Annotated in this window: 26 protein-coding genes; 10 read left to right on the top strand and 16 right to left on the bottom strand. The window is 71.0% G+C overall.

Translation table 11 applies throughout. The annotated features are described in order from the left end of the window. Positions 1-87: 87 nt before the first annotated feature. The 5 genes from ABEA93_RS40035 (at position 88) to trxA (ending at position 4,622) form a co-directional block, all read left to right on the top strand. Positions 88-1,653 (top strand): MFS transporter, encoded by a 1,566-nt coding sequence (locus tag ABEA93_RS40035; RefSeq protein WP_345680922.1) that lies wholly within the window; start codon positions 88-90, stop codon positions 1,651-1,653. 291 nt (positions 1,654-1,944) lie between these two features. Next, positions 1,945-2,733 (top strand): SDR family NAD(P)-dependent oxidoreductase, encoded by a 789-nt coding sequence (locus tag ABEA93_RS40030; RefSeq protein ID WP_345680921.1) that lies wholly within the window; start codon positions 1,945-1,947, stop codon positions 2,731-2,733. 206 nt (positions 2,734-2,939) lie between these two features. Next, entirely contained in the window at positions 2,940-3,761 is an 822-nt protein-coding gene (locus tag ABEA93_RS40025; protein WP_345680920.1) for an alpha/beta fold hydrolase, read from the top strand. 100 nt (positions 3,762-3,861) lie between these two features. Continuing rightward, the gene (locus ABEA93_RS40020) at positions 3,862-4,293 is read left to right on the top strand and encodes a MerR family transcriptional regulator (protein ID WP_345680919.1); all 432 of its coding nucleotides are present in this window, start codon (positions 3,862-3,864) and stop codon (positions 4,291-4,293) included. Further along, positions 4,290-4,622, top strand: a complete 333-nt coding sequence (gene trxA, locus ABEA93_RS40015) for a thioredoxin (RefSeq protein ID WP_345680918.1) — start codon at positions 4,290-4,292, stop codon at positions 4,620-4,622. The genes ABEA93_RS40020 and trxA overlap by 4 nt, the downstream gene beginning before the upstream one ends. A gap of 84 nt (positions 4,623-4,706) precedes the next feature. Here the strand turns inward: trxA and dnaB are convergent, their stop codons facing one another. After that, positions 4,707-6,077 (bottom strand): replicative DNA helicase, encoded by a 1,371-nt coding sequence (gene dnaB / locus ABEA93_RS40010; protein WP_345680917.1) that lies wholly within the window; start codon positions 6,075-6,077, stop codon positions 4,707-4,709. A gap of 568 nt (positions 6,078-6,645) precedes the next feature. Here dnaB and ABEA93_RS40005 point away from each other — a divergent pair. Next, positions 6,646-7,998, top strand: coding sequence for an MATE family efflux transporter (locus ABEA93_RS40005; RefSeq protein WP_345680929.1), 1,353 nt, complete (start codon positions 6,646-6,648; stop codon positions 7,996-7,998). Between the two features lie 19 nt (positions 7,999-8,017). Here ABEA93_RS40005 and ABEA93_RS40000 read toward each other — a convergent pair whose 3' ends face one another. The 6 genes from ABEA93_RS40000 to rpsF form a co-directional block, all read right to left on the bottom strand. Continuing rightward, positions 8,018-10,228 (bottom strand): heavy metal translocating P-type ATPase, encoded by a 2,211-nt coding sequence (locus tag ABEA93_RS40000; protein WP_345680928.1) that lies wholly within the window; start codon positions 10,226-10,228, stop codon positions 8,018-8,020. Between the two features lie 211 nt (positions 10,229-10,439). Beyond that, complete coding sequence (locus ABEA93_RS39995) at positions 10,440-10,646, bottom strand: heavy-metal-associated domain-containing protein (protein ID WP_345680916.1); 207 nt, start codon at positions 10,644-10,646, stop codon at positions 10,440-10,442. A gap of 190 nt (positions 10,647-10,836) precedes the next feature. Further along, a complete protein-coding gene (gene rplI / locus ABEA93_RS39990; RefSeq protein WP_345680915.1) occupies positions 10,837-11,283 on the bottom strand; it encodes a 50S ribosomal protein L9 in 447 nt (148 codons plus the stop codon). Between the two features lie 17 nt (positions 11,284-11,300). Beyond that, positions 11,301-11,537, bottom strand: coding sequence for a 30S ribosomal protein S18 (gene rpsR, locus ABEA93_RS39985; protein ID WP_003978893.1), 237 nt, complete (start codon positions 11,535-11,537; stop codon positions 11,301-11,303). A 62-nt stretch (positions 11,538-11,599) separates the two neighbouring features. After that, positions 11,600-12,178 (bottom strand): single-stranded DNA-binding protein, encoded by a 579-nt coding sequence (locus ABEA93_RS39980; RefSeq protein ID WP_345680914.1) that lies wholly within the window; start codon positions 12,176-12,178, stop codon positions 11,600-11,602. 48 nt (positions 12,179-12,226) lie between these two features. After that, a complete protein-coding gene (gene rpsF, locus ABEA93_RS39975) occupies positions 12,227-12,517 on the bottom strand; it encodes a 30S ribosomal protein S6 (protein WP_345680913.1) in 291 nt (96 codons plus the stop codon). Positions 12,518-12,805: 288 nt separating this feature from the next. On the opposite strand from rpsF, the gene ABEA93_RS39970 reads away from it, so the two are divergent. Next, complete coding sequence (locus ABEA93_RS39970) at positions 12,806-13,123, top strand: hypothetical protein (protein WP_345680912.1); 318 nt, start codon at positions 12,806-12,808, stop codon at positions 13,121-13,123. A 55-nt stretch (positions 13,124-13,178) separates the two neighbouring features. On the opposite strand, the gene urtE is transcribed toward ABEA93_RS39970, so the two are convergent. The 5 genes from urtE to urtA are packed head-to-tail and all read right to left on the bottom strand — an operon-like array spanning position 13,179 to position 17,966. Beyond that, the gene (gene urtE / locus ABEA93_RS39965) at positions 13,179-13,874 is read right to left on the bottom strand and encodes an urea ABC transporter ATP-binding subunit UrtE (RefSeq protein ID WP_345680911.1); all 696 of its coding nucleotides are present in this window, start codon (positions 13,872-13,874) and stop codon (positions 13,179-13,181) included. Further along, positions 13,874-14,662 carry an urea ABC transporter ATP-binding protein UrtD gene (gene urtD, locus ABEA93_RS39960; protein ID WP_345680910.1) on the bottom strand — a complete coding sequence of 263 codons (789 nt, stop codon included), beginning with the start codon at positions 14,660-14,662 and terminating at the stop codon, positions 13,874-13,876. Before urtD ends, urtE begins: the two co-directional genes overlap by 1 nt. Further along, entirely contained in the window at positions 14,659-15,819 is a 1,161-nt protein-coding gene (gene urtC, locus ABEA93_RS39955; protein ID WP_345680909.1) for an urea ABC transporter permease subunit UrtC, read from the bottom strand. Before urtC ends, urtD begins: the two co-directional genes overlap by 4 nt. Next, positions 15,816-16,694 carry an urea ABC transporter permease subunit UrtB gene (urtB, locus tag ABEA93_RS39950; RefSeq protein WP_345680908.1) on the bottom strand — a complete coding sequence of 293 codons (879 nt, stop codon included), beginning with the start codon at positions 16,692-16,694 and terminating at the stop codon, positions 15,816-15,818. Before urtB ends, urtC begins: the two co-directional genes overlap by 4 nt. Before the next feature lie 30 nt (positions 16,695-16,724). Continuing rightward, positions 16,725-17,966: an urea ABC transporter substrate-binding protein gene (gene urtA, locus ABEA93_RS39945; RefSeq protein ID WP_425585262.1), complete on the bottom strand. Its 1,242-nt coding sequence runs from the start codon at positions 17,964-17,966 to the stop codon at positions 16,725-16,727. 263 nt (positions 17,967-18,229) lie between these two features. Here urtA and ABEA93_RS39940 point away from each other — a divergent pair, with 263 nt between their 5' ends. Genes ABEA93_RS39940 through ABEA93_RS39930 form a run of 3 tightly spaced genes read left to right on the top strand, consistent with a single transcriptional unit; the run spans position 18,230 to position 20,955 of the window. Beyond that, positions 18,230-19,348 carry a lipid II:glycine glycyltransferase FemX gene (locus ABEA93_RS39940; protein WP_345680906.1) on the top strand — a complete coding sequence of 373 codons (1,119 nt, stop codon included), beginning with the start codon at positions 18,230-18,232 and terminating at the stop codon, positions 19,346-19,348. A gap of 33 nt (positions 19,349-19,381) precedes the next feature. Then, positions 19,382-20,413 carry an alanine racemase gene (locus ABEA93_RS39935; protein WP_345680905.1) on the top strand — a complete coding sequence of 344 codons (1,032 nt, stop codon included), beginning with the start codon at positions 19,382-19,384 and terminating at the stop codon, positions 20,411-20,413. 29 nt (positions 20,414-20,442) lie between these two features. Continuing rightward, positions 20,443-20,955 carry a nitroreductase/quinone reductase family protein gene (locus ABEA93_RS39930; RefSeq protein WP_345680904.1) on the top strand — a complete coding sequence of 171 codons (513 nt, stop codon included), beginning with the start codon at positions 20,443-20,445 and terminating at the stop codon, positions 20,953-20,955. Here ABEA93_RS39930 and ABEA93_RS39925 read toward each other — a convergent pair. The 4 genes from ABEA93_RS39925 to ABEA93_RS39910 form a co-directional block, all read right to left on the bottom strand. After that, positions 20,948-21,529, bottom strand: coding sequence for an LppU/SCO3897 family protein (locus tag ABEA93_RS39925; protein ID WP_345680903.1), 582 nt, complete (start codon positions 21,527-21,529; stop codon positions 20,948-20,950). The genes ABEA93_RS39930 and ABEA93_RS39925 overlap by 8 nt on opposite strands. An 83-nt stretch (positions 21,530-21,612) precedes the next feature. Then, positions 21,613-22,818 carry a mannosyltransferase family protein gene (locus ABEA93_RS39920; protein WP_345680902.1) on the bottom strand — a complete coding sequence of 402 codons (1,206 nt, stop codon included), beginning with the start codon at positions 22,816-22,818 and terminating at the stop codon, positions 21,613-21,615. 13 nt (positions 22,819-22,831) lie between these two features. Then, the gene (locus tag ABEA93_RS39915) at positions 22,832-24,331 is read right to left on the bottom strand and encodes a glycosyltransferase family 87 protein (protein WP_345680901.1); all 1,500 of its coding nucleotides are present in this window, start codon (positions 24,329-24,331) and stop codon (positions 22,832-22,834) included. Between the two features lie 161 nt (positions 24,332-24,492). Next, on the bottom strand, positions 24,493-26,849 hold a 2,357-nt coding region (locus ABEA93_RS39910), incomplete at its 5' end, for a transglycosylase domain-containing protein (protein ID WP_345680900.1).

Genomic DNA, 26,849 nt, shown 5'->3' with positions numbered 1-26,849 from the left:
GCTCCGGGCGCCCGCTGACCAGCCGTCGGCCGGCCCGGTCAGCGCGCGGTCACCGTCCGGTCAGCGGCCCCCGCGAGTCTTCTCGGCATGGAGACCTCGCAGATTTCCCCGGCCCGCAAGTGGGGGACGCTCGCCGTCGGCTGCCTGGCGGTGCTCGTCCTGACCATCGACATGGGCGCCCTGCACTTGGCCATCCCCGGCCTCGTCGACGACCTCGACCCGTCCGCCACCCAGCTGCTGTGGATCGCCGACGGCTACGGCTTCGCCCTGGCCGGCCTGCTCGTCACGATGGGCTGGCTCGGCGACCGCATCGGCCGGAAGCGGCTCCTGCTCATCGGCACCGCCGGATTCGCCGCCGCTTCCGCGCTCACCGCCTACGCGTCCAGCCCGGAAATGCTCATCGCCGCCCGCGCCCTGCTGGGCGTGGCGGGCGCCACGATCATGCCGTCCACGCTGTCCCTCATCCGCAACGTCTTCACCGACCCGAAGGAACGCACCGCCGCGGTCGGCATCTGGAGCGGCATCAGCGGCGCCGGCGTGGGCCTCGGCCCGCTCCTCGGCGGCCTCGTCCTCGACCACTTCTGGTGGGGGTCGGTGTTCCTGATCAACCTGCCGATCATGGCCGCGATCCTCGTCGCGGGCGCGATCGTCCTGCCGGAATCCCGCAACCCGAACCCCGGACGCCTCGACCTGCCCAGCGTCCCGCTGTCCATCGCCGCCGTGCTCGGCCTGGTCTACGCCGTCAAGGAAGCCTCGCACAGCGGCATCGCCCAGTCCCAGGTCGCCGTCGCCGCGCTGATCGGCATCGCCGCCGCCGTCCTCTTCGTGCGCCGCCAGTCCCGCGTCGCCTCGCCGCTCATCGACCTCGCGCTGTTCCGGGAGCGGGCCTTCGCCGGATCGATCGCCGCCAACGCGTTCGCGATGTTCGCCCTGGTCGCGCAGTCGCTGATCTTCGCCCAGTACTTCCAGTCGGTGCTCGGCTGGTCGCCGCTCAAGGCCGGCCTCGCCGGACTGCCCGGCGCGGTCGCCGCGATGGCCGGCGGCGCCCTCGCCGCCGCGCTCATCACCCGCATCGGCCGCGGCAACACCGTCGCCCTCGGCCTGCTCGTCTCGTCGGCCGGCTTCTCGCTGTACCTGCTGACCGGCACCGAGGCCCACTACGCCGTGCTGGTCGCCGCGATGCTGCCCGTCGGCATGGGCATGGGCATGGCGCTGACGGTCACCGCCGACACCGTCCTGGCCGCGGTGCCGAAGGAGCGCGCCGGCGCGGCGTCCGCGATCTCCGAGACGGCCACCGAACTCGGTGGCGCGCTCGGCATGGCGGTCCTCGGCTCGGTCCTCAACAGCGTGTACCGCAACAACCTGGACCTGCCCGCCGGGACGCCCGCCGGCACCGCCGACGGCGCCCGCGAATCGCTCGGCGGCGCGCTGGCCGGCGCCGCGCACCTGCCGGCCGACCTGGCGGGCGCGGTCGGCGACGCGGCCCGCAGCGCCTTCGTCGGCGGCATGCACGTCACCGCGCTGATCAGCGCCGGGCTCGCCCTGGTCACCGCGGTCGCGGCCGCCTACGGGCTGCGCGGCGTGCCGGACACCATCGTCGACCCGACGGACGAAGCCGCGGCCGAGGAGCCGGAGTTCACGACGGCCGCGTAGGACGAACGCAGGACCTGCCCACCGGGAACCCGGCTCGCCTCGGCGAGCCGGGTTCCGGCGTTTCCCGGGGCTCTTCCGATGCCGTCCGGGGTCTTCCGGGGTCTTCACAGGCGCCTTCCGAGGCGCCTTCCGATGTGTTTTCCGATGTGTCTTCCGGTGGCCCACGCCCCGTCCGATTCCCGCCAGCGGGCCCCGCCGAGGTACCGCACAGTAGAGGACGTGATCACGAGCCGGGCCCGGCTGCGACACCGAAGTCCTCTGCACGAAAGCCCTGTTCGGAAAGGCAGCAGCATGTCCACTCCCCGCACCGCCCCCGTCTCCGCCCGCATGGCCGGCAAGGCCGTCCTCGTCACCGGCGGCACCTCGGGCATCGGGCTCGCCGCGGCCCGGCGCCTGGCCGCCGAAGGCGCCGCGGTCGCCATCGCCGGCCGCCGCAAGGACGTCGGCGAGCAGGCCGCCGCCGAACTCCGCGCCGCCACCGGAGCCCAGGTCCTCTTCGTCGCCGCGGACTTCACGGCGGCCGAGGACGCGGAGGCCGCGGTCGCCGCGACCGTCGCCGAATTCGGCCGCCTGGACGGCGCGTTCAACAACGCCGGCGGCGTCAACGCGGGCGGCCCGCTGGAAGGCATCCCCGCCGACGCCTGGCACGCCGAGATCGGCCACAACCTCACCAGCGTCTTCTACGGCCTCAAGTACCAGGTCCCGGCGATCCTCGCGTCCGGCGGCGGCGCGATCGTCAACAACGCGTCCAACCTCGGCGTCGTCGGCATGGCGCAGGTCGCACCGTACGTCGCCGCCAAGCACGGCGTCGTCGGCCTCACCCGGTCCGCCGCCCTGGAGAACGCCGAGCGCGGAATCCGCGTCAACGCCCTCGTCACCGGCGGCGTCGACACACCGCTGTCCCGCGCCACCATGATGACCACCGACGAGGCGGCCGCGGCGATCGCCGCCCTGCACCCGGTCAACCGGATCGCCCAGCCGGACGAGATCGCCCCGCTGATCGCGTACCTGCTCAGCGACGAAGCCTCGTTCGTCACCGGCGCCGCCATCGCCATCGACGGCGGCTTCACCGCCCGCTGAACCGCCGAGGCCCGGGTCGGCGAGGCGAAGCCCCCCGTCGCCGCCTCGCCCGGCACGGCCACCCGGTTGCGGTGCTCCGCGCCGCAACCGGCCCGCGGTGTGGCTGGGACCGCGGATCCTAGCCACACCGCTCCGCTCCTCCCCCGCTCCACGCACTGCCATCGTCGTTCCCGTCGGCACGACCCCGCAGCGCCAGGAGCCCCGCCATGACATCCACCACCGTCCCCGCCGCCAAGCCGCTCACCGTCGGCAGCGCCCGCATCCGCTACACGACCCACCCCGCCACCGGCGCCGCACCCGGCCGCGACCTCGTCCTGGTGCACGGCACCGGCGGCGGCTCGGGCATGTGGGACCCGCTCGTCCCGTCCTTCACCGAGCGGCACACCGTCCACCTGCCCGACCTGTCCGGCTCCGGCGTCGAAGACGTGTCCGACGACGGCGGCGACCTCGCCGTCGAACAACTCGCCGCCGAAATCGTCGCGGTGATCGAGGACGCGGGCGGACACCCCGTCGACCTGCTCGGCTTCTCCCTCGGCGCGGTCGCCGCCGCCGCGGCCGCCGCCCTCCGCCCCGACCTCGTGGACCGCCTCGTCCTGGTGGCCGGCTGGTCCGACCCGGACGACGAATACCTGCGGAACATGATGACCGTGTGGCTGGCCATCGCCGACAACCCGGCCGCCTTCGGCCGCTACGCCACCCTCACCGCGTTCAGCCGCGACCACCTCAACACCATCGGCCGCGACGCCGTCGAAGCCAACGCCGCCTTCATGCAGCCCACCCCCGACACCCTCCGCCAGATCGCGCTCAACCTGCGCCTCGACATCCGGCACCTGCTCCCCCGCATCACCGCCGACACCCTCGTCCTCGGCTGCCGCCAGGACGCGACCGTCCCGGCCGCCAACTCCCGTGCCCTCCACACGGCCATCACCGGCAGCGCATACGACGAGTTCGACACCGGCCACGTCGTCGTCTACGAGCAGACCGAAGCCTTCGTCACCCGCGTCCGGGCCTTCCTCGACCGCGGCTGACCCGCCCGTTCCCCCGCCGCCGGGCAGCCCTGGCGTTGACCCCCGCGTCAACGTTTACCGTCGGAGACGGCGACCGGAACCCGGCGGACGGAGAACACCCATGCGCATCGGCGAACTCGCGGAACGCGCGGGCATGACCACCCGCACCCTCCGCTACTACGAATCGCGCGGCCTCCTCCCCGCCCGCCGCACCGGCAACGGCTACCGCGACTACGACGAAACGGACCTGCGGCTCCTGGAGCAGATCCGCACCCTCCAGGACTTCGGCTTCGCGCTCGAAGACGCCCGCCCGTTCGTCGACTGCCTGCGCTCCGGACACCCGACGGGCGACGCGTGCCCGGCGTCCCTCGACGTCTACCGCGCCAAGCTCGCCGAACTGGACGCCTGCATCGCCGAGATGCAGCGCGTCCGCAACCAGGTCGCCGCCCACTTGGCCTACGCCGAACTCACCGCCGCACCGGCCCCCGAGCCGCGCTGCGACCTCGCCGCCGCGGGCCGCCCGGCCCCGTCGAACCCGGAGGACCAGCCATGAGCGCCGCCACATCCACCGTCCCGGCCGTCACCGACGCCACCTTCGCCACCGACGTCCTCGCCGCCGACCGCCCCGTCCTCGTCGACTTCACCGCCGGCTGGTGCGGCCCCTGCCGCATGATCGCCCCGGTCCTCGCCGACCTCGCCGACACCGACCCCGGCTTCGACATCGTCCAACTCGACGTCGACGCCAACCCCGCGACCACCGCCGCCTACGGCGTCCTCTCCATGCCCACCCTGATGCTCTTCCGCGCCGGCGAACCGGTGAAGTCCCTGGTCGGCGCCCGCTCCAAGCAGCGCCTGCTCGCGGACCTGGCGGGGGCGCTGTAGTCCGGCTCCGGGAAAGCACCGGCTATACGCAGTCAGGGCCCGGCCGACCGGCCGGGCCCTGACTGCGTCACCCCTGGGTCTCCGTCACCCCTGCTGCATGTCCACGAAGCGCGAGTAGTGCCCCTGGAACGCCACGGTGATCGTCGCCGTCGGACCGTTACGGTGCTTCGCCACGATCAAGTCGGCTTCACCGGCACGCGGCGACTCCTTCTCGTAGGCGTCCTCGCGGTGCAAGAGAATGACCATGTCGGCGTCCTGTTCGATCGAACCCGATTCGCGAAGGTCCGACACCATCGGCTTCTTGTCCGTGCGCTGCTCCGGACCACGGTTCAGCTGCGACAGCGCGATGACCGGGACTTCCAGCTCCTTCGCCAGCAGCTTCAGGTTTCGCGACATCTCCGAGACCTCCTGCTGCCGGCTCTCCGCCCGCCGGCTGCCGCCGCCGGTCATCAGCTGCAGGTAGTCGATGACGACCAGGCGCAGGTCGTTGCGCTGCTTGAGGCGCCGGCACTTGGCGCGGATCTCCATCATCGACAGGTTCGGCGAGTCGTCGATGTACAGCGGCGCGGCACTCACATCCGGCATCCGCCGCGCCAGCCGCGTCCAGTCCTCGTCGGTCATGTTCCCCGACCGCATGTGGTGCAGCGCCACCCGCGCCTCCGCGGACAGCAACCGCATCGCGATCTCGTTCCGCCCCATTTCGAGCGAGAAGATCACACTCGGCAACGCGTGCTTGATGGAACAGGCCCGCGCAAAATCCAGGGCCAGGGTGGATTTCCCCATGGCGGGCCTGGCCGCGATGACGATCATCTGGCCCGGGTGGAGGCCGTTGGTGAGGGCGTCGAGGTCGGTGAAGCCGGTGGGGACGCCGGACATTTCGCCGTTGCGGGAGCCGATGGCCTCGATTTCGTCGAGGGCGCCTTCCATGATGTCGGCGAGGGGGGCGTAGTCCTCGCTGGTGCGCTGTTCGGTGACGGCGTAGACCTCGGCCTGGGCGCTGTTGACGATCTCGTCGACGTCGCCGTCGGCGGCGTAGCCCATTTGGACGATGCGGGTGCCGGCTTCCACGAGGCGGCGCAGGACGGCCTGTTCGCGGACGATGCGGGCGTAGTACTCGGCGTTGGCGGCGGTGGGGACCGAGGAGATCAGGGTGTGCAGGTACGGGGCGCCGCCGACGCGGCCGATCTCGCCGCGCTTGGTCAGCTCGGCGGCGACGGTGACGGCGTCGGCGGGCTCGCCGCGGGCGTAGAGGTCGAGGATGGCGTTGTAGACCATCTCGTGGGCCGGCCGGTAGAAATCGACGGGCTTGAGGTTCTCCACGACGTCGGCGATGGCGTCCTTGGAGAGCATCATGCCGCCGAGGACGGACTGCTCGGCGGCGATGTCCTGCGGCGGAGTGCGTTCGAAGCCCTCGCGGGTGGCCGGAGGAGCGTCCTCGTACTCCGAGACACTCATGCCGCGGCTTCCTTCCTCGACTACGGGCCTCGCTGCGCGGGCGTCCGGTCCGGCGCGTGCCCGGCCGGTCCGGGGCGCCGTGCGGGCCCGGGTCCTTCATACGGCACGGGGCCGACAAAAACGCCGCACCACGCGATGTGCAGTCCCTCACCGTACGGGTGGACTGGGTGTACTCCAACGCAGTCATCCACAGCCCCTGTGGATAACTGTGGACAACCTGTGGAAGGCAACCCCCAGTCCTGTGCACAACCTGTGTGCGACGCGCCGGAGCCTCGTCGCGGCGACCTGTGGAAACCGTCTCTGACCTGCGGTTTCTCCATCCACCGGCTGTGTATGTGAAAAACTTCCGGTCCGATCGACCGGCAATCGCCCCGCGTGTGTGGACAACCACCGAACGCATCCACAAGTAAGAGGCAGAACCCGATTGTGGTTGTTACCTGTGGATGATTACCGTGGATGGGTGGACGGTGCCCCCGAAAGAACCCCCGAACCCGCCGCCGAGACGCGCTCCGGCGGCGGCCCCCGGCCTGCCGCCGCCCCGGCGGACGCCCCCGCGCGCACCCTCCGAATACCGCGCGTTCCGCGCCCGCGCGACGGCCGCGGCCAGGACCGCGAGATCCTGCGCCTCGCCGTCCCCGCGTTCTTCGCGCTGGTCGCCGAACCGCTGTTCATCCTCGCCGACTCCGCGGTCGTCGGGCACCTGGGCACCCCGCAACTGGCCGGCCTCGGGGTCGCCGGCGCGGTGCTCGCCACCCTGGTCAACCTGTGCGTGTTCCTCGCGTACGCCACCACGGCCGGCGTCGCCCGGCTCCTCGGCGCGGGCGACCGCCACGGCGCGATCCGCCAAGGCATCGACGGCATCTGGCTCGCCGCGCTCATCGGCGTCGTCCTGCTGGCCGCCGGCGCGATCGGGGCGCCGTGGATCGTCGACGCGTTCGGCGCGTCCGCCACCGCGGCCCCGCACGCCACCACGTACCTGCGGATCAGCAGCCTCGGCATCCCCGCGATGCTGATCGTCCTCGCCGCCACGGGCGTTCTGCGCGGCCTGCAGGACACCCGCACGCCGCTCGTCGTCGCGGTGGCCGGGTTCTCCGCCAACCTCGCCCTCAACCTGCTCTTCGTCTACGGCCTGCACCTCGGCATCGCCGGCTCCGCCTGGGGCACCGTCGCCGCGCAGTGCGCGATGGGCGCCGCCTACCTGGCCGTCGTGATCCGCGGCGCCCGCGCGGCAGGGGCGCCGCTCACCCCCGACCCGGCCGGGATCCGCGCGTCCGCGACCGCGGGCGTCCCGCTGTTCGTCCGCACCGTGAGCCTGCGCGCCATCCTGCTCATCACCACCATCGCCGCCACCCACATGGGCGACAACGAGATCGCCACGCACCAGGTGGCCTGGCAGATCTGGACGTTCCTGGCGTTCGCCCTCGACGCGCTCGCCATCGCCGCGCAGGCGATCGTCGGACGCGCCCTCGGCGCCGGCGACGCCGCGGGCGCCCGCTCGGCGACCCGCCGCATGCTGGTCTGGAGCGTGTGGACGGGTGTGCTCTTCGGCCTTGTCGTGGTGGCCGCGCGGCCGCTCTACATCCCGTGGTTCACCGGCGACCCCGAGGTCCGCCACCTGCTCGGCCTCGTGCTGATCGCCGCCGCCGCGCTCCAGCCGCTCGCCGGGCCGGTGTTCGTGCTGGACGGGGTGCTGATCGGCGCGGGCGACGGCCGGTTCCTGGCGCTGACGATGCCGATCGTGCTGGGGGTGTTCGCCGCGACCGTGGCGGCGGTGCTGACGCTCGGCGGTGGGCTGGTGGCCTTGTGGTGGTGCGGTGTGGGGGCGTTCATGGCGACCCGGCTGGTGCTGCTGGGACGGCGCGCGGCCGGGGACGCCTGGCTGGTGACCGGCGCGAACGTACGGGGCGGGGGCGGCAAGTAGGCACCGCCCGCCGCCCCGGTTACACCGCCGCCGTGGACCGGAACTTGCGCAGCCGCAGCGAGTTCCCCACCACGAACACCGACGAGAACGCCATCGCCGCGCCCGCGATCATCGGGTTCAGCAACCCGGCCACCGCGAGCGGGATCGCCGCGACGTTGTAGGCGAACGCCCAGAACAGGTTCGTCTTGATCGTCCGCAGCGTCGCGCGCGACAGCCGGATCGCGTCGACCGCGGCGCCCAAGTCGCCGCGGACCAGGGTCAGATCCGCCGCTTCGATGGCCGCGTCGGTGCCGGTGCCCATCGCCAGGCCGAGGTCCGCGGTGGCCAAGGCCGCGGCGTCGTTGACGCCGTCGCCGACCATCGCCACGACCTTGCCCTGCGCCTGGAGCGCCTTGACCGCGTCGACCTTGCCCGCCGGGAGCACCCCGGCCACGACCTCGTCGATGCCGACGGCCTTCGCCACCGACCGCGCCGCACGCTCGTTGTCGCCGGTCAGCAGAACCGGGGTCAGGCCGAGGTCGCGGAGTCCGGCGATCGCCGCCGCCGACGTCGGCTTCACGGTGTCCGACATGACCAGCACGCCGCGGACTTCGCCGTCCCACGCCACCGCGACCGCGGTGCGCCCGGCTTCCTCGGCACGGTCCAGCGCCGCCACGAGTTCCCCGGGCAGCACGAGCCCCCAGTCGGCGAGCAGCGCCGGACGGCCCGCAACCAGCGCGTGCCCGTCCACGACGCCTTCGACGCCGAGGCCCTCGCGGTTGGCGAAGCCCTCCACGCCCGGCAGCGGCCCGAACCGCTCGGCCGCCGCGGCGGCGACGGCCTTGGCGATCGGGTGTTCGCCGGCGTGCTCCAGCGCACCGGCCAGCCGCAGCAGTTCGTCGGCGTCGACGCCGTCCGCCGGGACGGTCTCCACGAGCGCCATCCGGCCGGTCGTGACCGTGCCCGTCTTGTCGAGCACGACGGTGTCCACGCGACGGGTGTTCTCCAGCACCTCCGGCCCCTTGATCAGCACGCCGAGCTGCGCGCCTCGGCCGGTGCCGACGAGCAGCGCGACCGGCGTGGCCAGGCCCAGCGCACACGGGCAGGCGATGACCAGCACGGCCACGGCCGCGGTGAACGCCGCCGTGGCGTCCCCGCCGCTGCCCAGCCGGAATCCGAGCGTGGCGACGGCCAGCACGATCACGATCGGCACGAAGACGCCGGACACCCGGTCGGCGAGCCGCTGCACCGCGGCCTTGCCGGTCTGCGCGTCGGTGATGAGGCGCGCCATCTGGGCGAGTCGGGTATCCGCGCCCACGCGGGTGGCGCGGACCACCAGGCGGCCGCCCGCGTTGAGGGTGGCGCCGGTGACCGGGTCGCCGGGGCGGACCTCGACGGGGATGGACTCGCCGGTGAGCATGGACGCGTCGACCGCCGAGGAGCCCTCGGCGACCACGCCGTCGGTGGCGATCTTCTCGCCGGGCCGCACCACGAACAGGTCGCCGGCGGCCAGCTTGTCGACGGGGATGCGCTCTTCGCGGCCGCTGCGGAGCACGGACACGTCGCGCGCGCCGAGTTCCAGGAGGGCCTTGAGCGCGGCGCCGGCCTTCCGCTTGGCGCGGGCCTCGAAGTAGCGGCCGGCCAGGATGAAGGTGATGACGGCGGACGAGGCTTCCAGGTAGATCTCGGCGTGCCCGCCCGACGCGGTGAAGTCGAAGGACATCGTCGTGCCGGGCTCGCCCATGCCGCCCCAGAACAGGGCGTACAGCGACCAGACGAACGCGGCGAGGGTGCCGAGGGACACCAGGGTGTCCATGGTCGCGGTGCCGTGCCGGAGGTTCTTCGCGGCGGCCTTGTGGAACGGCCAACCGCCCCACACCACGACCGGCGCGGCCAGCGTGAGGGTCAGCCACTGCCAGAAGCGGAACTGCGCGGCGGGGACCATCGACAGGACGAGGACCGGCGCGGTCAGGAGCGCGCTGTAGACGAGGCGCTCGCGCAACGACCTCGGTTCGCCGCTCTCGCCCTCGGCGCCGGCCGCGGCCTCGGGGGCCCCGGAGGCCTCGGGCTCGTCGGTGATCGGGGTGGCCGTGTAGCCGGCCGCCTCGACGGCGGCGACGAGCGCGCCGGGGTCGACGTCCGCCGGGTAGGAGACGGTCGCGGTCTCCAGGGCGAAGTTCACCGTGGCCTGGACGCCGTCGAGCTTGTTGAGCTTGCGTTCGATCCGGTTCGCACACGAGGAGCAGGTCATCCCGCCCAACGCGAGGTCGATCCGCGCGGCCTGCGTCTCGGCGTGCGGGGTGGTCACGTGCTCCTCCTTCGGTCCTGTCGACGCATCCGGCTTTTCGGCGTGTTCCGCACGTCGGGCGGCTTCCGTCCCGGATCTTGTATCCCTACGGGGTAGGGGTACCCGGGGGGCAGAATCCCGGGTACCCCTGAAGGACGCGTGGCGCGCCCCGGTCTCACTTGGCGAGCGCGTAGCCCGCCTCGGTGACGGCGGCCTCGACGGCCGCGGCGTCGACGGCGTCCTCGGCCGACACGGTCAGCAGACCGGAGGCCAGCTCGACCTGCACGTCCCGGACGCCCGGCACCTCGGAGACCTCCTCCTTGACCGAGGCGACGCAGTGGCCGCAGGTCATGCCGGTGACGGTGAAAGACGCGGTGCTCATGGCGGTTTTCCTCTCGGGTCGCGGGGCGGCGGGGTGCGGCCGGGTGCGGCTTCCCCCGCCGCACCCGAAACTATACCCCCTAGGGGTATCAACGCAAGCAGGTGCAGTCCCGGCCGCGCCGCACCCGCCCCGGAAACGCCGGACGCCCGGACTCCTGTGGGAGTCCGGGCGTCCAGGGGTTGCGGTCAGGTCAGGCCGAAACGACGTCGACGTCGAGAGCGGCCGAGACCTCCTGGTGGAGGCGGACCGTGACCCGGTGCGAGCCGAGGGTCTTGATCGGCGCACCCAGCTCGACGCGGCGCTTGTCCAGCTCCGGACCACCGGCGGCCTTGATCGCGGCAGCGACGTCGGCGACGGTGACGGAACCGAACAGGCGGCCGGTGTCACCGGCACGGGTCGCCAGCTTGACCTTGAGGCCCGCCAGCTGGTCCTTGACCTCGTTCGCCTGCTCGAGGCTCTTGATCTCGCGGACCTTGCGCGCACGGCGGATGGAGGCGACCTCCTTCTCGCCGCCCTTGCTCCACTTGATCGCGAAGCCGCGCGGGATGAGGTAGTTGCGGCCGTAGCCGTCCTTGACCTCGATGATGTCGCCGGGCTCGCCGAGACCGGAAACCTCGTGGGTGAGGATGAGCTTCATATCAAGTCCACCCTCTCTCAGCGCGCCGTGCTGGTGTACGGCAGCAGCGCCATCTCACGGCTGTTCTTGACGGCCGTGGCGACGTCACGCTGGTGCTGCGTGCAGTTGCCGGTCACGCGACGGGCACGGATCTTGCCGCGGTCGGAAATGAACTTCCGCAGCAGGTTCGTGTCCTTGTAGTCGACGTAGGAGATCTTCTCCTTGCAGAACACGCAAACCTTCTTCTTCGGCTTGCGCGCAGGCGGCTTCGCCATTGCTCTTTCTCCAGATCAAGAAGTCTTCGTCCGGACCGGTCGGCCCTGGGGCCGTCCGTGTCCTAGAACGGGGGTTCGTCCGTGTAACCGCCGGGCTGCGGACCCCAGCCGCCACCGCCGGAGTTGTTGCCTCCGGGGGACGCCCAGGGGTCGGCGTCCTGGCCGCCCTGCGGCGGGCCGCCGTAGCCGCCCTGGTTGCCGCCCTGCGGGCCGCCGCCGTAGCCGCCGCCACCACCGCCGCCGCGGTACTGGCCGCCGCCACCGCCGCCGCCACCCCGGCCGGCCTTCGTGACCTTGGCGGTGGCGAACCGGAGCGAGGGGCCGATCTCGTCGACCTCAAGCTCGTACGCGGTCCGCTTCTCGCCTTCCTTGGTCTCGTACGACCGCTGCTTCAGGCGGCCCTGCACGATGACCTGCATGCCACGCTGGAGCGACTCCGCGACGTTCTCGGCCGCCTGCCGCCACACCGAGCAGCGGAGGAACAGCGCTTCGCCGTCCTTCCACTCGTTCGTCTGGCGGTCGAACATCCGCGGCGTGGAGGCCACGGTGAAGTTCGCGACGGCCGCGCCGCTGGGGGTGAAGCGCAGCTCGGGGTCGGCGGTCAGATTCCCGACCACAGTGATGACGGTGTCGCCTGCCATTCCCTTGCCTTCCCGTTTACTGCCGGTAGCGGTTCGGTAGTGCGGTGATTACCGCTGGTCGGGACGCAGCACCTTGGTGCGCATGACCGACTCGTTGAGGTTCATCTGGCGGTCGAGTTCCTTGATGACCGCGGGCTCCGCGGCCAGGTCCACGACGGCGTAGATGCCCTCGGACTTCTTCTTGATCTCGTACGAGAGCCGGCGACGGCCCCACGTGTCGATCTTCTCGACCTTGCCGCCGCCGTTGCGGACGACGTTCATGAAGGACTCGATCAGCGGCGAAACGGCACGCTCTTCGAGGTCCGGGTCGAGGATGACCATCAGCTCGTAATTACGCATGGAAACACCCACCTCCTATGGACTGACACGGCCACGGGACTTCCGTGACAGGAGGGCTTCGCGTAAGCCGCGGCAACCGGCCGGCCCCGGAAAACCGGGCCCCGCCCATGGCGCTGCGGACGGTACAGCGTACCTGCACCCACGCTATGTGTTGAAATCCGGCGCCGAGGCGTTGCACCCTGTGGGAGGGAAATCACGGACAAATCGTCCGTACCCCAGGCCACCGGCGGCGACCGCCGGGCCCGTGCCGGACCCGGATCGCCCAGGGGCCGCCCCTGGAGGTGCGTGATGGCTCAGACGCTGCGCCGCGGCCCGTTGGCCGCCCTCAACCTCTCCGCTATCAACCGCGTGCACGACGACAGGCCGCACACGAAGGAGAACACCTTCGCGGCCGTGACCTTCGTGTTCGCCGTGATCGCGATCGTGTGCGCGTTCTTCCCGAGCGCCCACATGCTCGGTGCGTGGACCGGCCTCGCCGGGGTGTTCACCGGACTCACCGGGCAGATGATCTCGTCGACCACGGTCGAACGCTTCGTCCTGGTGATCTCGCTGGGCGCGTCGGCGGTCGGACTCTTCATCAGCATGGCCCACGGCGGCTTGTGGTAGCCCCCGGCCCAACCGCGGCGTACCGGACCCCTCGGCGGGGTCCGGTACGCCGCCGTCACACCGCGAGCAGCCCGCGCACCCGTTCGTCGTGCAGTTCCGCTCCGGCTCCCTCGTGCACGACGACGCCGGCGTCCAGCACGGTGAAGCGGTCCGCGAGCCGGGTCGCGAAGTCGAGGTACTGCTCGACGAGCAGCACCGCGAGGCCGCGTTCGCGGTGGAGGCGCTCGATGGCGTCCTCGATCTCGGCGACGATCGAAGGCTGGATGCCTTCGGTCGGCTCGTCGAGGATCAGCAGCCGCGGCCGGGTCACCAGGGCCCGCGCGATGGCGAGCTGCTGCTGCTGGCCGCCGGAGAGGAAGCCGGCGCGGCGTTTGAGCAGCGGGGTGAGGCGGGGGAAGACGTCCAGTGCCTCGTCGATCACGCTCTTGTCGCGGGTCGTGCCGGCCTCCCACGTCACGCGCAGGTTCTCCAGCACCGTCAGGTGCGGGAAGGTCTCGTGGCCTTGCGGCACGTAGCCCATGCCGAGGCCGACGCGCCGGTGGGTGGGCATCCGGGTGATGTCGCGGCCGTCGAAGACGACGGTGCCGGACCGGGCGGGCAGAACGCCCATCACGGTGTTGAGCAGCGTGGTCTTGCCCACGCCGTTGCGGCCCATCACGCACACCAGGGACCCGGGCGCGACGTGCAGGTCGACGCCGAAGAGGACCTGGGCCCGTCCGTACGCCACTTCCAGGCCTTGTACGCGCAGCATCAGCCCACTCCTTCCGCGACCGGCTCCGCGACCGGTTCCGCGGCGCGGGTGTCGCGGGCCCGGCCGAGGTAGACCTCGCGCACTTTCGGGTCGGCTTGGACGGACGCCATGTCGCCTTCGGTCAGGACGCGTCCTTCGTGCAGCACCGTGACCGACGAGGCGTACGCGCGCACGAACTCCATGTCGTGTTCGACGACGACCACGGTGCGGTCGCGGGCGATCTCGGCGAGCAGCGCGCCGGTGCGCTGCCGCTCGTCGCGGGACATGCCCGCGACGGGTTCGTCGAGCAGCAGGAGCCGCGGCTCCTGGGCGAGGAGCATGGCGATCTCCAGCCACTGGCGCTGCCCGTGGGACAGCACGCCCGCGGGGTGTTCGGCCAGGTCGACCAGGCCGGCCCGGTCGAGGACCGCGGCGACGGCGGCGCTGCGGCCTTTGCGGCGGCGCAGCAGTGCGGGGAGCCGCATGCGGAAGGTGGCCGCGAGGTCGACGTTCTCCTCGACGGTCAGTTCTTCGAAGACGACGGCGGTCTGGAAGGTGCGGCCGATGCCGAGCCGGACGACTTGGTGCTCGCGCTTCCCGACGAGGTCGCGCCCTTCGAACCGGACGGTTCCGGCGGTGGGCCGGGTGAGGCCGGTGACGACGTCGATGAGGGTGGTTTTGCCGGCGCCGTTGGGGCCGATGAGGAAGCGGAGTTCGCCGGGGCGGACGTCCAGGTCGATGCCGTCGATGGCGCGGAATCCGTCGAAGACGACGGACAGCCCGCGGATCTCCAGGAGAGGTGTGGTCATGCCGCGGCTCCTTCCTCGGCGGAACGCTCGGCCGGATGTTCGGCAGGGTGCGGGACAGGCCGGGCGCCGCGCGGCCGGCGGCGCTTCGCCGCCAGGTCGCGCAGTTGCCCGGCGACGCCGACGGCGCCCTTGGGGGCGTAGGCCATGACGATGACGAACAGCGCGCCTTGGAGGTAGAGCCAGCCGTCGGCGTAGTGCTCGGAGAACGTGGTCTTCGCGTAGTTGAGGAGGACGGCGCCCAAGACCGCGCCGGCGAGCGTGTACCGGCCGCCGACGGCGACCGCGAAGACGAGTTCGAGGGACGGGACGACGCCGAGCAGCGCGGGCGAGACGATCCCGACGACCGGCACGAACAGGGCCCCGGCGATGCCCGCGGAGATCGCGGACAGGGTGAAGGCGACGGTTTTGACCACCGCCGGGTCGTAGCCGAGGAATCGGACGCGGTCTTCGCCGTCGCGTACGGCGACGAGGAGGCGGCCGTACCGGCTGGCCACCAGGTGCCGGAAGGCGAGGTAGAGCAGTCCGAGGACGACGGCGACCGCGAAGTACAGGACGCGCTGGTCGGCCGGGTCGGCGAGGTCGAGGCCGAAGAAGGACGAGAAGTTGGTGAGGCCGTTGGTGCCGCCGGTCAGTCCTTGCTGGCCGACGAGCCAGATCACGAAGGCCGCGGCGAGGGCTTGGGTGAGGATCGCGAAGTAGGCGCCGCGTACCCGGCGGCCGAAGACCAGCAGGCCGAGCAGTGCCGCGACGGTGCCGGGCAGCAGGACGACCATGAGGATCGCGAACCACGGCTGGCGGAAGGGCTCCCACAGCATGGGCAGCTGTTCGACGCCGCTCCACACCATGAAGTCCGGCAGTTCCCCCGGGCCGGCTTCGGCGAGCTTGAGGTGCATGGCCATGGCGTAGCCGCCGAGCCCGAAGAAGACGCCTTGGCCGAGGGTCAGCATGCCGCCTTTGCCCCAGGCGAGTCCGATGCCGAGTGCGGCGATCGCGAAGCACAGGTACTTGGCGAGGAGTTCGAGGCGGAACGGGGACAGGGTGGCGGGGGCGACGGCCAGTGCGAGCACGGCGATCGCGGCGAACGCGACGGGTCCGCGCCATGCCCCGGCGGCGAAGCGGCGGCGCACGGCGGCCGCGGCGGCCGCGGCGGCGCTCATGTGAGCTTCCTGGAGCGCAGGACGAACAGGCCTTGCGGCCTCAGCTGCAGGAATCCGATGATCACAGCGAAGACCACCACCTTGGCGAGGGAGGCGTCGGACCAGTACTCGACGTAGCTGTTGAGGAGGCCGAGGACGAAGGCGGCGATGACCGCGCCGCGGAGTTGGCCGAGGCCGCCGGCCACGACGACGAGGAACGCGTCGACGATGTAGTAGGTGCCGAGGGCCGGGCCTACCGGCCCGATGAGGGTGAGGGCGACGCCCGCGACCCCGGCGAGTCCCGAGCCGATGAAGAAAGTGCGCTGGTCGACGCGGGAGGTCGCGATGCCGCTGCAGGCGGCGAGTTCGCGGTTCTGCATGACGGCCTGCATGCGGCGGCCTTGCCGGGTGCGGGCGAGGTAGAACCAGATCGCGGCGACGCAGACGAGCGCGAGCACGAGGATGAAGATGCGCGCGTACGGCATCCGGATGCCGTGCACGGCGGCTCCGCCGACCAGCCATTCGGGTGCCTTGACCTGGACGTTGGGTGCGCCGAACAGGTCGCGGGCGGCCTGCTGGAGGAGCAGGCTGACGCCCCAGGTGAGCAGCAGGGTGTCGAGCGGGCGGCCGTAGAAGCGGCGGATGAGCGTGCGTTCCAGGGCCAGCCCCATCAGGCCGGCGACGGCGAAGGCCACCGGCAGGGCGACCAGGACGGCTTGGCGGCCGGCCCAGTCCTGGAGCATGTAGGCGGTGTAGGCGCCGGCCATGATGAATTCGCCGTGGGCCATGTTGACGACGCCCATTTGGCCGAACGTGAAGGTCAGGCCGAGCGCGATGAGGAGCAGCACCGCGCCGATGGAAAGTCCGACCGGCAGTTGGTTGAGGAATGCGTTCACCGGGTGTCCCCCCTCATCGCGCTCACCGGGTCAGAGCCCCGCTGCCCAGGGGTATTCCTTGAGGTAGGGGTCCGGTTTGATCGGGCCGCCGGAGTTCCAGACCTCCTTGATCTGTCCGTCGCTCTGCACGACGCCGATGCGGGCGGTCTTGTAGACGTGCTGGGTGGCGCCGTCGATGGTGACCTTGCCTTCGGGGGCGTCGATCGAGACGCCGTCGCAGGCCTTTTTGACCGCCTCGGGGTCGAAGCTTCCGGCCTTCTCGACGGCGGCTTTCCACAGGTAGACGGAGTTGTAGCCGGCCTCCATGGGGTCGGAGGTCACCTTGTCCGCGCCGTATTTGGCCTTGTAGGCGGCGACGAATTCGGTGTTCCGGGCGCCTTCGGTGGTCTGGTAGTAGTTCCACGCGACCGGCTGGCCGGCCAGGTAGTCCGGGCCGATGCCGCGGACTTCCTCTTCGGCGACGCTCACCGACAGCACGGGCATGTCGGCGGCTTTGACCCCGGTGCCGCGGAGCTGCTTGAAGAAGGCGACGTTGCTGTCGCCGTTGAGGGTGTTGAACACCGCGTCGGGCTTCGCGTCCACGACCTTGTTGATGAGCGTGCTGTATTCGGTGTGGCCGAGCGGGGTGTACTCCTCGCCGACGATCTGCATGCCGTTGGCGTCCGCGTACTTCTTGATGATCTTGTTCGCGGTGCGCGGGAAGACGTAGTCGCTGCCCACCAGGAAGATCTTCTTCTTGCCCTGCGACTTGAGGTAGTCGAGCGCCGGCACGATCTGCTGGTTGGTGGTGGCGCCGGTGTAGAAGATGTACGGGGAGCTTTCCAGCCCCTCGTACTGCACCGGGTAGAACAGCAGCTGCTTGTTCTTCTCGTAGACCGGGAGCATCGCCTTGCGGCTCGCCGAGGTCCAGCCGCCGAAGGTGACCGCGACCTTGTCGCTCGATATGAGCTTCTGTGCCTTCTCCGCGAACGTCGGCCAGTCGGACGCACCGTCTTCGACGACGGGCTCGACCTTCTTGCCCATGACCCCGCCCTTGGCGTTGATCTCGTCGATCGCCAGCAGCACGGAGTTCTTGACGGTGACTTCGGAGATGGCCATGGTGCCGCTCAGCGAATGCAGGACGCCGACCTTGATGGTGCTACCGCCGGTGTCCGCGCCGCCCGAGGCTTTCGACGTGCTCTTGTCGGAAGCACATGCGGTGGTGGCCAGGGCGACGGCCAGGGAGAGTGCGGCCAATCGGGCGGAGCGTCTGCCGAAAGACGTTATTCGCACGCGTCGTGGCTCCTCTTGTCCGGGGGATCCGCTGCCGCGGATGACGCCCCGAGTGTTGCGACGTGCGGTTTCCCGGCTGATTCGCCATTGTTAAGCGCCCATTGCCGGGCGCGCACGGCTGATTACCACCTGTTTGTCGCGTTCTCGCCCCCGCGGGCGGGTACTCGGGCCCCGGGGGGCGGCCCGCCCCCCGTCGGGCCGTACGGCGTGCGGCCGGACAAAGTAACCTCTGACACGGCCGCACCGATCCGAGGAGCCAGTCGATGACCCTGCGCCTGAGGACGCTCACCCGGGATGAGCACCTCGCCTTCATCAAGGGCAAGCCCTCCGTGAGCTTTCTCCAGTGCCCGTCGTGGGGTGAAGTGAAGAGCGAGTGGCGGAGCGAGAGCATCGGCTGGATCGACGCCGGCGGCGCGGTGGTCGGCGCCGCCGAGGTGCTGTACCGGCAGCTGCCCAAGATCAAGCGCTATCTCGCGTATATGCCCGAGGGGCCGGTCATCGACTGGTACGACGGCGACCTGAACCGCTGGCTGAACCCGATGCTGGCGCACCTGAAGAGCCAGGGCGCGTTCTCGGTGAAGATGGGCCCGCCGGTGGTGGTGAACCGCTGGGAGTCCGAGACCATCAAGAAGGCGATCGCCGCGAAGTCCGCCAACCGGCTGCGCGACCTGCCGCCGGACTGGACCGACGAGCGCGCCGCCGACGTGGGCCGCAACCTGCGCCGCCTCGGCTGGCTCCAGGACACCTCCGGCGGTGCCGGCTTCGGCGACGTGCAGCCGCGCTACGTCTTCCAGGTGCCGCTGATGCGCCGCTCGCTCGACGACGTGCACTCCGGCTTCAACCAGCTGTGGCGCCGCAACATCAAGAAGGCGCAGAAGGCCGGCGTCGAGGTCGTGCAGGGCGGCCGCGAGGACCTCGCGGTGTTCCACGAGGTCTACAAGGTCACCGCCGTCCGCGACCACTTCACGCCGCGGCCGCTGCCGTACTTCGAGCGCATGTGGGACGTCCTCAACGCGGAGGACCCCGAGCGGATGCGGCTGTACCTGGCCAAGCACGAAGGCGAAGTGCTGGCGTCGACGACGATGGTGACGGTCGGCGACCACGTCTGGTACTCATACGGGGCGTCCGCGAACCACAAGCGCGAGGTTCGCCCGTCCAACGCGATCCAGTGGCGGATGCTGCGCGACGCCTACGCGCTCGGCGCCTCGGTCTACGACCTGCGCGGCATCAGCGACACACTCGACGAGAACGACCACCTGTTCGGCCTGATCCAGTTCAAGCTGGGCACCGGCGGCCAGGCGGTCGAGTACCTCGGCGAGTGGGACTTCCCGCTGAACAAGGTGCTGCACAAGGCGCTCGACATGTACATGTCGCGCCGCTGACAACCGCACGACCCAACGGGAGGTCCCGCGCCGATGGCGCTTTCGCTGTACGTCGATTCCGCGCGCTGGCGCAAGCACATCGACCAACTCGCAGGTACCTATCCGGGCATAGTGCCGGTCATGAAGGGCAACGGCTACGGCTTCGACAACGCCCGCCTCGCCGAGGAGGCGTCGCGGATGGGCGTCGACACCGTCGCGGTCGGCACCACGTACGAAGCCGCGCGCGTGAAGGACCACTTCGACGGCCGCGTCATGGTCCTCACCCCGCATCTGCGCGGCGAGGACGCGGTGCCGTTGCCCGACCGGGTGATCCGCACGGTCGCGTCCGTGCAGTCGGTCCGGGACCTGGTCGGGACGCGGGTCGTGGTCAGCTGCATGACCAGCATGAAGCGCGACGGCATCACCCAGGAAGACCTGATGGCGCTGCGCGGGTCCCTCGAAGGCGTGCGCTTCGAAGGCTTCTCGGTGCACCTGCCGCTCGACCACCCGGACGGCGGCAGTCCGACCGACGAGGTGTCCCAGTGGGTCGAGCGGCTGGGCGCCGCCAAGCTGCCGCTGCACACCATGTACGTCAGCCACGTCTCCGCGACGGGCCTCAACACGCTGCGCGAACGCCACCCGCACACCACGTTCCGCCCGCGCATCGGCACCGACCTGTGGCTGGGGGACCACGGCGCGATGGTCGCCCGCGGCACGGTGCTGGACGTCGTGCCGATCGCCCGCGGCGAGCGGTTCGGCTACCGGCAGCGCAAGGCGCCCTCGGACGGGCACCTGCTGGTGGTCAGCGGCGGCACCGCGCACGGCGTCGGCCTGGAGGCGCCGAAGACGGTGCGCGGCGTGATGCCGCGGGCCAAGGGCGTCGCGCGGGCCGGTCTCGCGACCGTCAACCGGACGCTGTCGCCGTTCTCGTGGGCGGGCAAGCAGCGCTGGTTCGCCGAGCCGCCGCACATGCAGGTCAGCCTGCTGTTCCTGCCCGGCGAGGTCGCCCCCCCGCAGCCCGGCGAGCAGCTCGACGCGGAACTCCGGCACACCACCACGCACTTCGACCGGGTGGTGCTGCACTGACCCGGGGCTGACGCGGGTACGCAGCACGCATGGGCCTGTATACGCGTGTCCTCAAGCGACTCGGCCACCGCCGCTGGATGGCCGCGTTCGGCCGCCGCATGGTGCCCGCCGACCGGTGGGTGCAGCGGCGGACCGGCGGCCGGGTCGCGATGATGGGCCGCGGATTCGACGCACTGCTGCTCACCACCACGGGGCGCCAGTCCGGGCAGCCGCGCGTGTCGCCCCTGGTGTACGCCCGGGTCGACGGCGGCTTCGTCGTCGCGGGCACCAACTTCGGGCAGCCGCACCACCCGGCCTGGACCGCGAACCTGCTGGCGCACCCCGACGCGACGGTGTCGGTCGGCGGCGAGCCGGCCGCCGTCCGCGCCCGGCTCGTCGCCGACGGGCCGGAACGCGAACGGCTGTGGCGGGCGATGACCGCCGTGTGGCCCGCCTACGACACGTACGCGGCACGGGCGGGGCGCCCGATCCGGCTGTTCCTGCTCTCCCCCGGGCAGGCCGCCGCGGACGCCCCGAAGGCGCGGGGCAGCGACGTCACTTGACGTCCCGCACACCCAGCAGGTCGAGTTGGTCGCGCATCCGGTCGAGGCCCGCCTGGTCCGGGTTGAGGCCCTTGTACTGGTCGAAGTCCGAGGGCTTGGTGTGCTTGGTGATGGTCAGGCACAGCACCTGCTTGTCGCGGCCGGTGAACTGCAGCGCCGCGACGCGCCCCTGCTCCAGCAGCGCCGGGGTGTCGCACTTGTTCGTGTCGCCCGTGTCGTCGAACTTCTCGACGACCCGGAACGCCGCGTTCTCCGCGCCGCAGGAGACGATCTTGGGCTGCTTGGCACCCGTGATGCAGTCGTCCTTCTTCGCGTTCGCCGCGTCGTCGCGGGTGGTGAAGTAGCCGATCACCGCCAGCACGACGACGCAGCCCACGACGCCGCCCACGATCCACGGCCACTTCTTGCGGCGCCGCGGCGGCGGCGCGTAGTAGCCGGGCGGCGCCGGGTAGCCGGGCGCGCCCCAGGCGGGTGCGCCGGGCTGGGGCATGCCCGGATAGGGATTGGCGGCGCCGTAGGGATTCTGCGGCGGTATGGGCCCGCCCTGCTGCGGCCCGCCGTACTGATGCGACACGAGGTCCCCCCTTGTGTGCTTGTGTGTGCTTTCTCGGGACGCCGTGGCACCGCGGGCGGTTGCACAGGGCCCGCCGAGCCCGCCTAGCCCGCCCACCGCCCCGCGCCGAACAGCAGGGCGAACACCACGGCGAACGGGGCGATCAGCGCCAGATAGCCGGTGAAGGCCGCCCGGTACTTGAGGGTGATCTGCGCCAGGACGATCCACAGCGGCCACCACAGCAGCGTCGCGCGCGGCACCGAGAAGTACGTGCTGGAGATGCCCAGCGAGACCACCGTCAGGCCCACATAGGTGGCCTCCGCCCAGCGCCGTTTCCGCAGCAGGTAGCCGGTCAGCAGCACGCCGACGAGCACCGCGACCATCTCCCAGCGCGCCATCCAGGTGAAGTTGAGGATGGTGCCCGGGCCGGTCTTGAAGGCTTCGTGCCATGTGTTGGTGAAAGCCTGGACCGGGCCCACCAGATGGCGGTCCCAGCCGGTGGCCTGCGCGCTGTTCCACGCCGTCCAGTCGCCCGTGCGGCGGTACAGGTAGGCCATGTAGATCAGCCCGGGCAGCGCCCCGATCACGATCCACGGCGCGTCCCGCCACCGGCGCCGGCCGTCCTTCGCGGTCAGGAACTCGACGGCGATCGCGCACAGCAGGAACGCACCGTTGACCCGCACGGTGAGCGCGGCCGCGGTCAGCAGTCCCGCCCAGTGCCACAGCCCGCGGCGCGCGCACAGCCACGCGGCCAGCGCGAGCATCAGGAACAGCGCCTCGGTGTAGCCGGCCGCCAGGAACACCGCCGGCGGCGACAGCAGGAGCAGCAGCACCGCGCGCTCGCCGACGCTTTCGGGGTGGTCGAGGCCGGCGACGCGCGACAGCAGCACCACGGCCGCGGCCCCGCACACCAGCGAGATGAGCAGGCCCGCGGCGATCCAGCTGCCGACGAAGACGTGCACGACGTGCAGCGCCGCCGGGTAGCCGGGGAAGAACGCCTCCAGCGGAACCGCCGGGCCGCTCTTGGGATTGCCGGCGTAGCCGTACTCGGCGATCGTCCGGAAGTGCTTGAAGTCCCAGCGGTCCCACGTGCCGAGGTAGGACGTGGGCTTGGCGGCGCCGTCCGCGGCGAAGATCCACCCGGAGGCGCCGACCAGCAGGAATATCGCCGGGCGCGTGACCAGCCACCAGCGCAGCGCGGCGCGGTCGCCGCGTGCGGGCGGGCGCAGCCACCGGCGCGGCGCGGCGGACGCTTCCGCCGGGCCGCGCGCGAAGGGTGCTGCGGCGGGTTCGGCGTCCGTGCTGGTCACGCGAACCGGTCTCCTATTTGTAGACCTTCCCGGGTACATCCGGAACGTACGTTTTGTCGTCGTACTGGTCGGAATAGTAGTCAGGACCGGCGCCGAATTCCGCTCGGTCGCCGGGGATCAGGGTGAACACGTCGGGGGCGTCTTCGAGAACACCGCCGGACGGGTCGTCTCCGCCGTCGCGGCGCACCGGGTCGTACTCGGGGCGCAGGATGTCGCGGACCACGAGCGCGGCGATGTAGAGGATGCCGAGCAGGTGGATGGCGATCATGACGTGGTACGCGTTCTGGGACAGGCCCTTGCCGTGGTCGCCGGCCGGGCCCGCATAGGACTCGATGTACATCCACACGCCGAGGAAGTAGATGACTTCGCAGGCCTGCCAGATGAGGACGTCGCGCCAGCGCGGCCGGGCGAGCACCACGAGGGGCAGCAGCCACAGCACGTACTGCGGCGAGTAGACCTTGTTGGTGAGCAGGAACGCCGCGACGATCAGGAACGCGAGTTGCGCGAACCGCGGCCTTCGCCGCGCGCACAGCGCGAGGGCGGCGATGCCGACGGCCATGAGGACGAGCAGGACGGACACCCACGTGTTGACGGTGTCGACGCTCATGTTCGTGCCGCGCTGGGTGAGGATCAGCCAGAACGAGCCGAAGTCCGGGCCGCGTTCCTGACTGAACGTGTAGAAGAGCTTCCAGCCGTCGAAGGCGAAGATCATCACCGGCAGGTTGACCACCAGCCAGGCGGCGAGTGCCGCCGCCGTGGTCTTGCCGAAGTCGACCAGCCGTCCGGCGCGCAGGCAGAGCAGGAACAAGGGCCCCAGCAGCAGTACCGGATAGAGCTTGGCCGCGGTCGCCAAGCCGATGAGCACGCCGGCCAGCACGACGTTGCGGCGGGCCCACGCCATCATGCCGACCGCGGCGATCGCGACGGCGACCAAGTCCCAGTTGATGATGCCGTTGAGGGCGAGGACGGGGGCGGCGGCCACCATGGCGGCGTCCCAGAACCGGCGTCCGGACGTGCGCGCCACGGCGAGGACCACGACGACCGCGCAGGCCATCATGATGAGCGAGTTGATGGTGACGAACCACAGCTGCTGGTCGTGCGTGTCGCCGCCGAAGGCCCGGGCGAGCGTCCCGGCGAAGAACATCACGCCGCCGGTGATGACCGGGTACTCCAGGTACGGCATGTTCGGGTCGCCGGTCGTGTCGAAGTACGGGACCTTGCCGTCCGCGAACCCGCGCCCGGTGAACAAGTGCGGCATGTCGCTGTAGCAGGCCTTCGAGTACTGCGACCCCTGGCCGAACCATCCGCCGTCGTAGCACGGCTGCTTCTGCAGCAGGCCCAGCGCGAACGTGACGACCGCCAGCAGGATCAGCACGCGCACCGGGTTCCACCACGCGCCGGACGGGCCGAACCGGATCCGCCGGCCCGCGGGACCGCCCGCGACCTCGCTGCCGGCGCGGATGAGCGGATCGTCGCGCGAGGGCAGGACGGGCTCGGACGGAGTCGGCATCATGCCGCCAATCCTCTCGCAGGGGTTCGGGTGCTCGCGGGCCGCCGCGGGCCGGAAACGCCGGTGCCCCGCCGCGAAGGACGGGGCACCGCGATGGTACGCGGCACGGGCGGCCGAAGGAGCGTCCGCGACGCTTCCCGGCCGCCCGGCCGTCTACTGCCGGGTCATGGCTTGTTTTTGCCGTTCTGCGGGAACAGCGTCCATCCGCCGCCGGTCGACGTGGCCGTCGGTGTTCCGGTCTGCCACGGCGGCCCGGGCCGCTTGGTCGTCGCCGTCGCCGTCGGTGTGCCGCTCGGGTCGCCGGTGGGCGAGGTGGTCGGCGGAGCCGTCGTCGGAGGCGCGGTCGTCGGCGGCGCGGAGGTCGGCGGAGCGGTCGTCGCACTCGGCAGCGCCGTCGGGGTGGGGGACTGCTTGGGCGCCGGGTTCTCCGGAGCGGTGAACGCGGACGCCGGCAGGTTCGCCGTCGCCCCCTTCATATAGGCCGTCCAGATCTGCGTCGGGAACGCACCGCCGTGCGTTTCCTTCTCGCCGGCCAGGCCCTTGAGCGTCAGCCGCTTCTGCCGGTCGTCCTGTCGGAACAGCGCGACCGAGGTGGCCAGGTTCGGGGTGTAGCCGACGAACCACGCCGACAGGTTCTCGTCGGTGGTGCCGGTCTTGCCCGCCGCGGGCCGGCCGAGCGCCTGCGCCTTGCGGCCGGTGCCGTCCTTCGCCGTGATCACGCCTTGGAGCATGTCGTTGATCGTGTCGGCGACCTGCTCGTCGAGCACCTGCTTGACGTCGTGCCCGGGCAGGTTGACCTTCTTGTCGTTCTTGCGCAGCTCCTTGACCATGTACGGCGCCGCCCGCTTGCCGCGCGCCGCGAAGGTCGCATATGCGTCGGCCATGTCCAGCGCGCTCGGCTGGCTCACGCCGAGTGCCATGGACGGCGTCTGCACATCGAGTTCGGGAGTGTTCTCGGGCAGGCCCGCGTCGATTGCCGCCTGCTTCACATTGGAAAACCCGACGTCGGCGGCCAACTGCGTGAACACCGGGTTCAGCGACAACTCCATCGCATGTCTGATGCTGGTCGGGCCGTGGTCGAGGCCGTCCTCGTTGGGCACCAGCCACGTGCCCTCCTTGGGATCCGCCCACGGTTTCCCGTTCGGCGGCATGAGCACCGGGATCTTGTTGTTCGCGTTGTACAGGTCCTCGATGGTGATGGGTTTGCCGTCGTACTTCCCGTCCTTCAGCGCGGCCGTCACCACGAAGGGCTTGAACGTCGAGCCGACCTGGATGTCCCGGCGGGTCGCGTCGTTGTACTCCTGCTTGAGGAAGTCCGGCCCGCCGTACAAGGCGACCACCGCCCCGTCGCCGGGGACCACCGACGCCAACCCCGTACGCACGTACTTGTCGTCGGCTTCCTTGTCCGGCTTCAGCTTCGACGTCAGCTCGTTCTGCACCGCGGCCACCGCGGCGTCCTGCTTGTCCTTGTCGAACGTGGTGATGATCTTGTAGCCGCCGAGCGCCAGCTCCTCTTCGGAGATGATGTTGTTCTTCTCCAGGTAGGCGTCGGCCTGCGTCATCAGGTAGCCGGCCTGGCCCGCCTTGCTCGCGGAGGGCTGCGGCTTGATCGGCAGCGGGAACTGAAGGCCGGCGGCTTCCTCCTGGGTCAGCCACTTCTCCTTGACCATGCCGTCGATGATGTACTTCCAGCGGCCCTGCACGCGGGCCAGCCGCGTCTCGCTCACCTCGCCCGAGACGTAGACGTCGTTGATGCTCGGCGCGTTGAGCAGCGTCGCGATGTACGCGCCCTCGCCGACCGTCAGGTCTTTGGCGTCCTTGTTGTAGTACGCCTGCGCCGCGGCCTGTATGCCGTAGGCGTTGCGGCCGTAGAACGACGTGTTCAGGTAGCCGGCCAGGATGTCGTCCTTCGACATCTGCCGGTCCACCTTGATCGCGATGAACATCTCCTTGAACTTGCGTTCGAAGGACTGCTCCTGCGACAGGAACGCGTTCTTCACGTACTGCTGGGTGATCGTCGAACCGCCCTGCGTCTGCCCGCCCTTGGCCATGGTGATCGCGGCGCGCGCGAGGCCCTTGGGCGAGACGCCGGAGTCCGAGTAGAAGGTCCGGTTCTCCGCGGCGAGCACGGCCTGCTGGACCTTCTTCGGCACCTGGTCGAGGTTGACGTTCTGCCGGTTGTACTTGCCGGACTGGCCGATCTCCGTGACGCCGTCGGAGTAGTAGTAGACGTTCGACTGGATCTGCGTCGCGGCGTTGATGTCCGGGATCTGCACCAGCGAATACGCCAGCCCCGCCAGGCCGACCAGCAGCCCGATGAAGAACAGGAACATCGCCAGCATCTGCCGGATGGACGGCAGCCAGCGCCACACGCCCTTCTTGCCGAAGCGCGGGTAGTCGATCCACCGGCGCCGGCCTTTGGCCGTGCGCTTCTTGGTTCCGCGGGGCCCGGTGTCGCCGTCGCCTTCGGCGTTGCGCCCGGGCCCGGTGGGTCCGCCCGGGCCGCCGCCACCGCGGCGGC

The organism is Yinghuangia aomiensis, from assembly GCF_039542225.1.
Taxonomy (GTDB): domain Bacteria; phylum Actinomycetota; class Actinomycetes; order Streptomycetales; family Streptomycetaceae; genus Yinghuangia; species Yinghuangia aomiensis.
The sequence above is the reverse complement of the archived record's forward strand: the minus strand, read 5'-3'. Positions and strand labels throughout refer to the sequence as shown.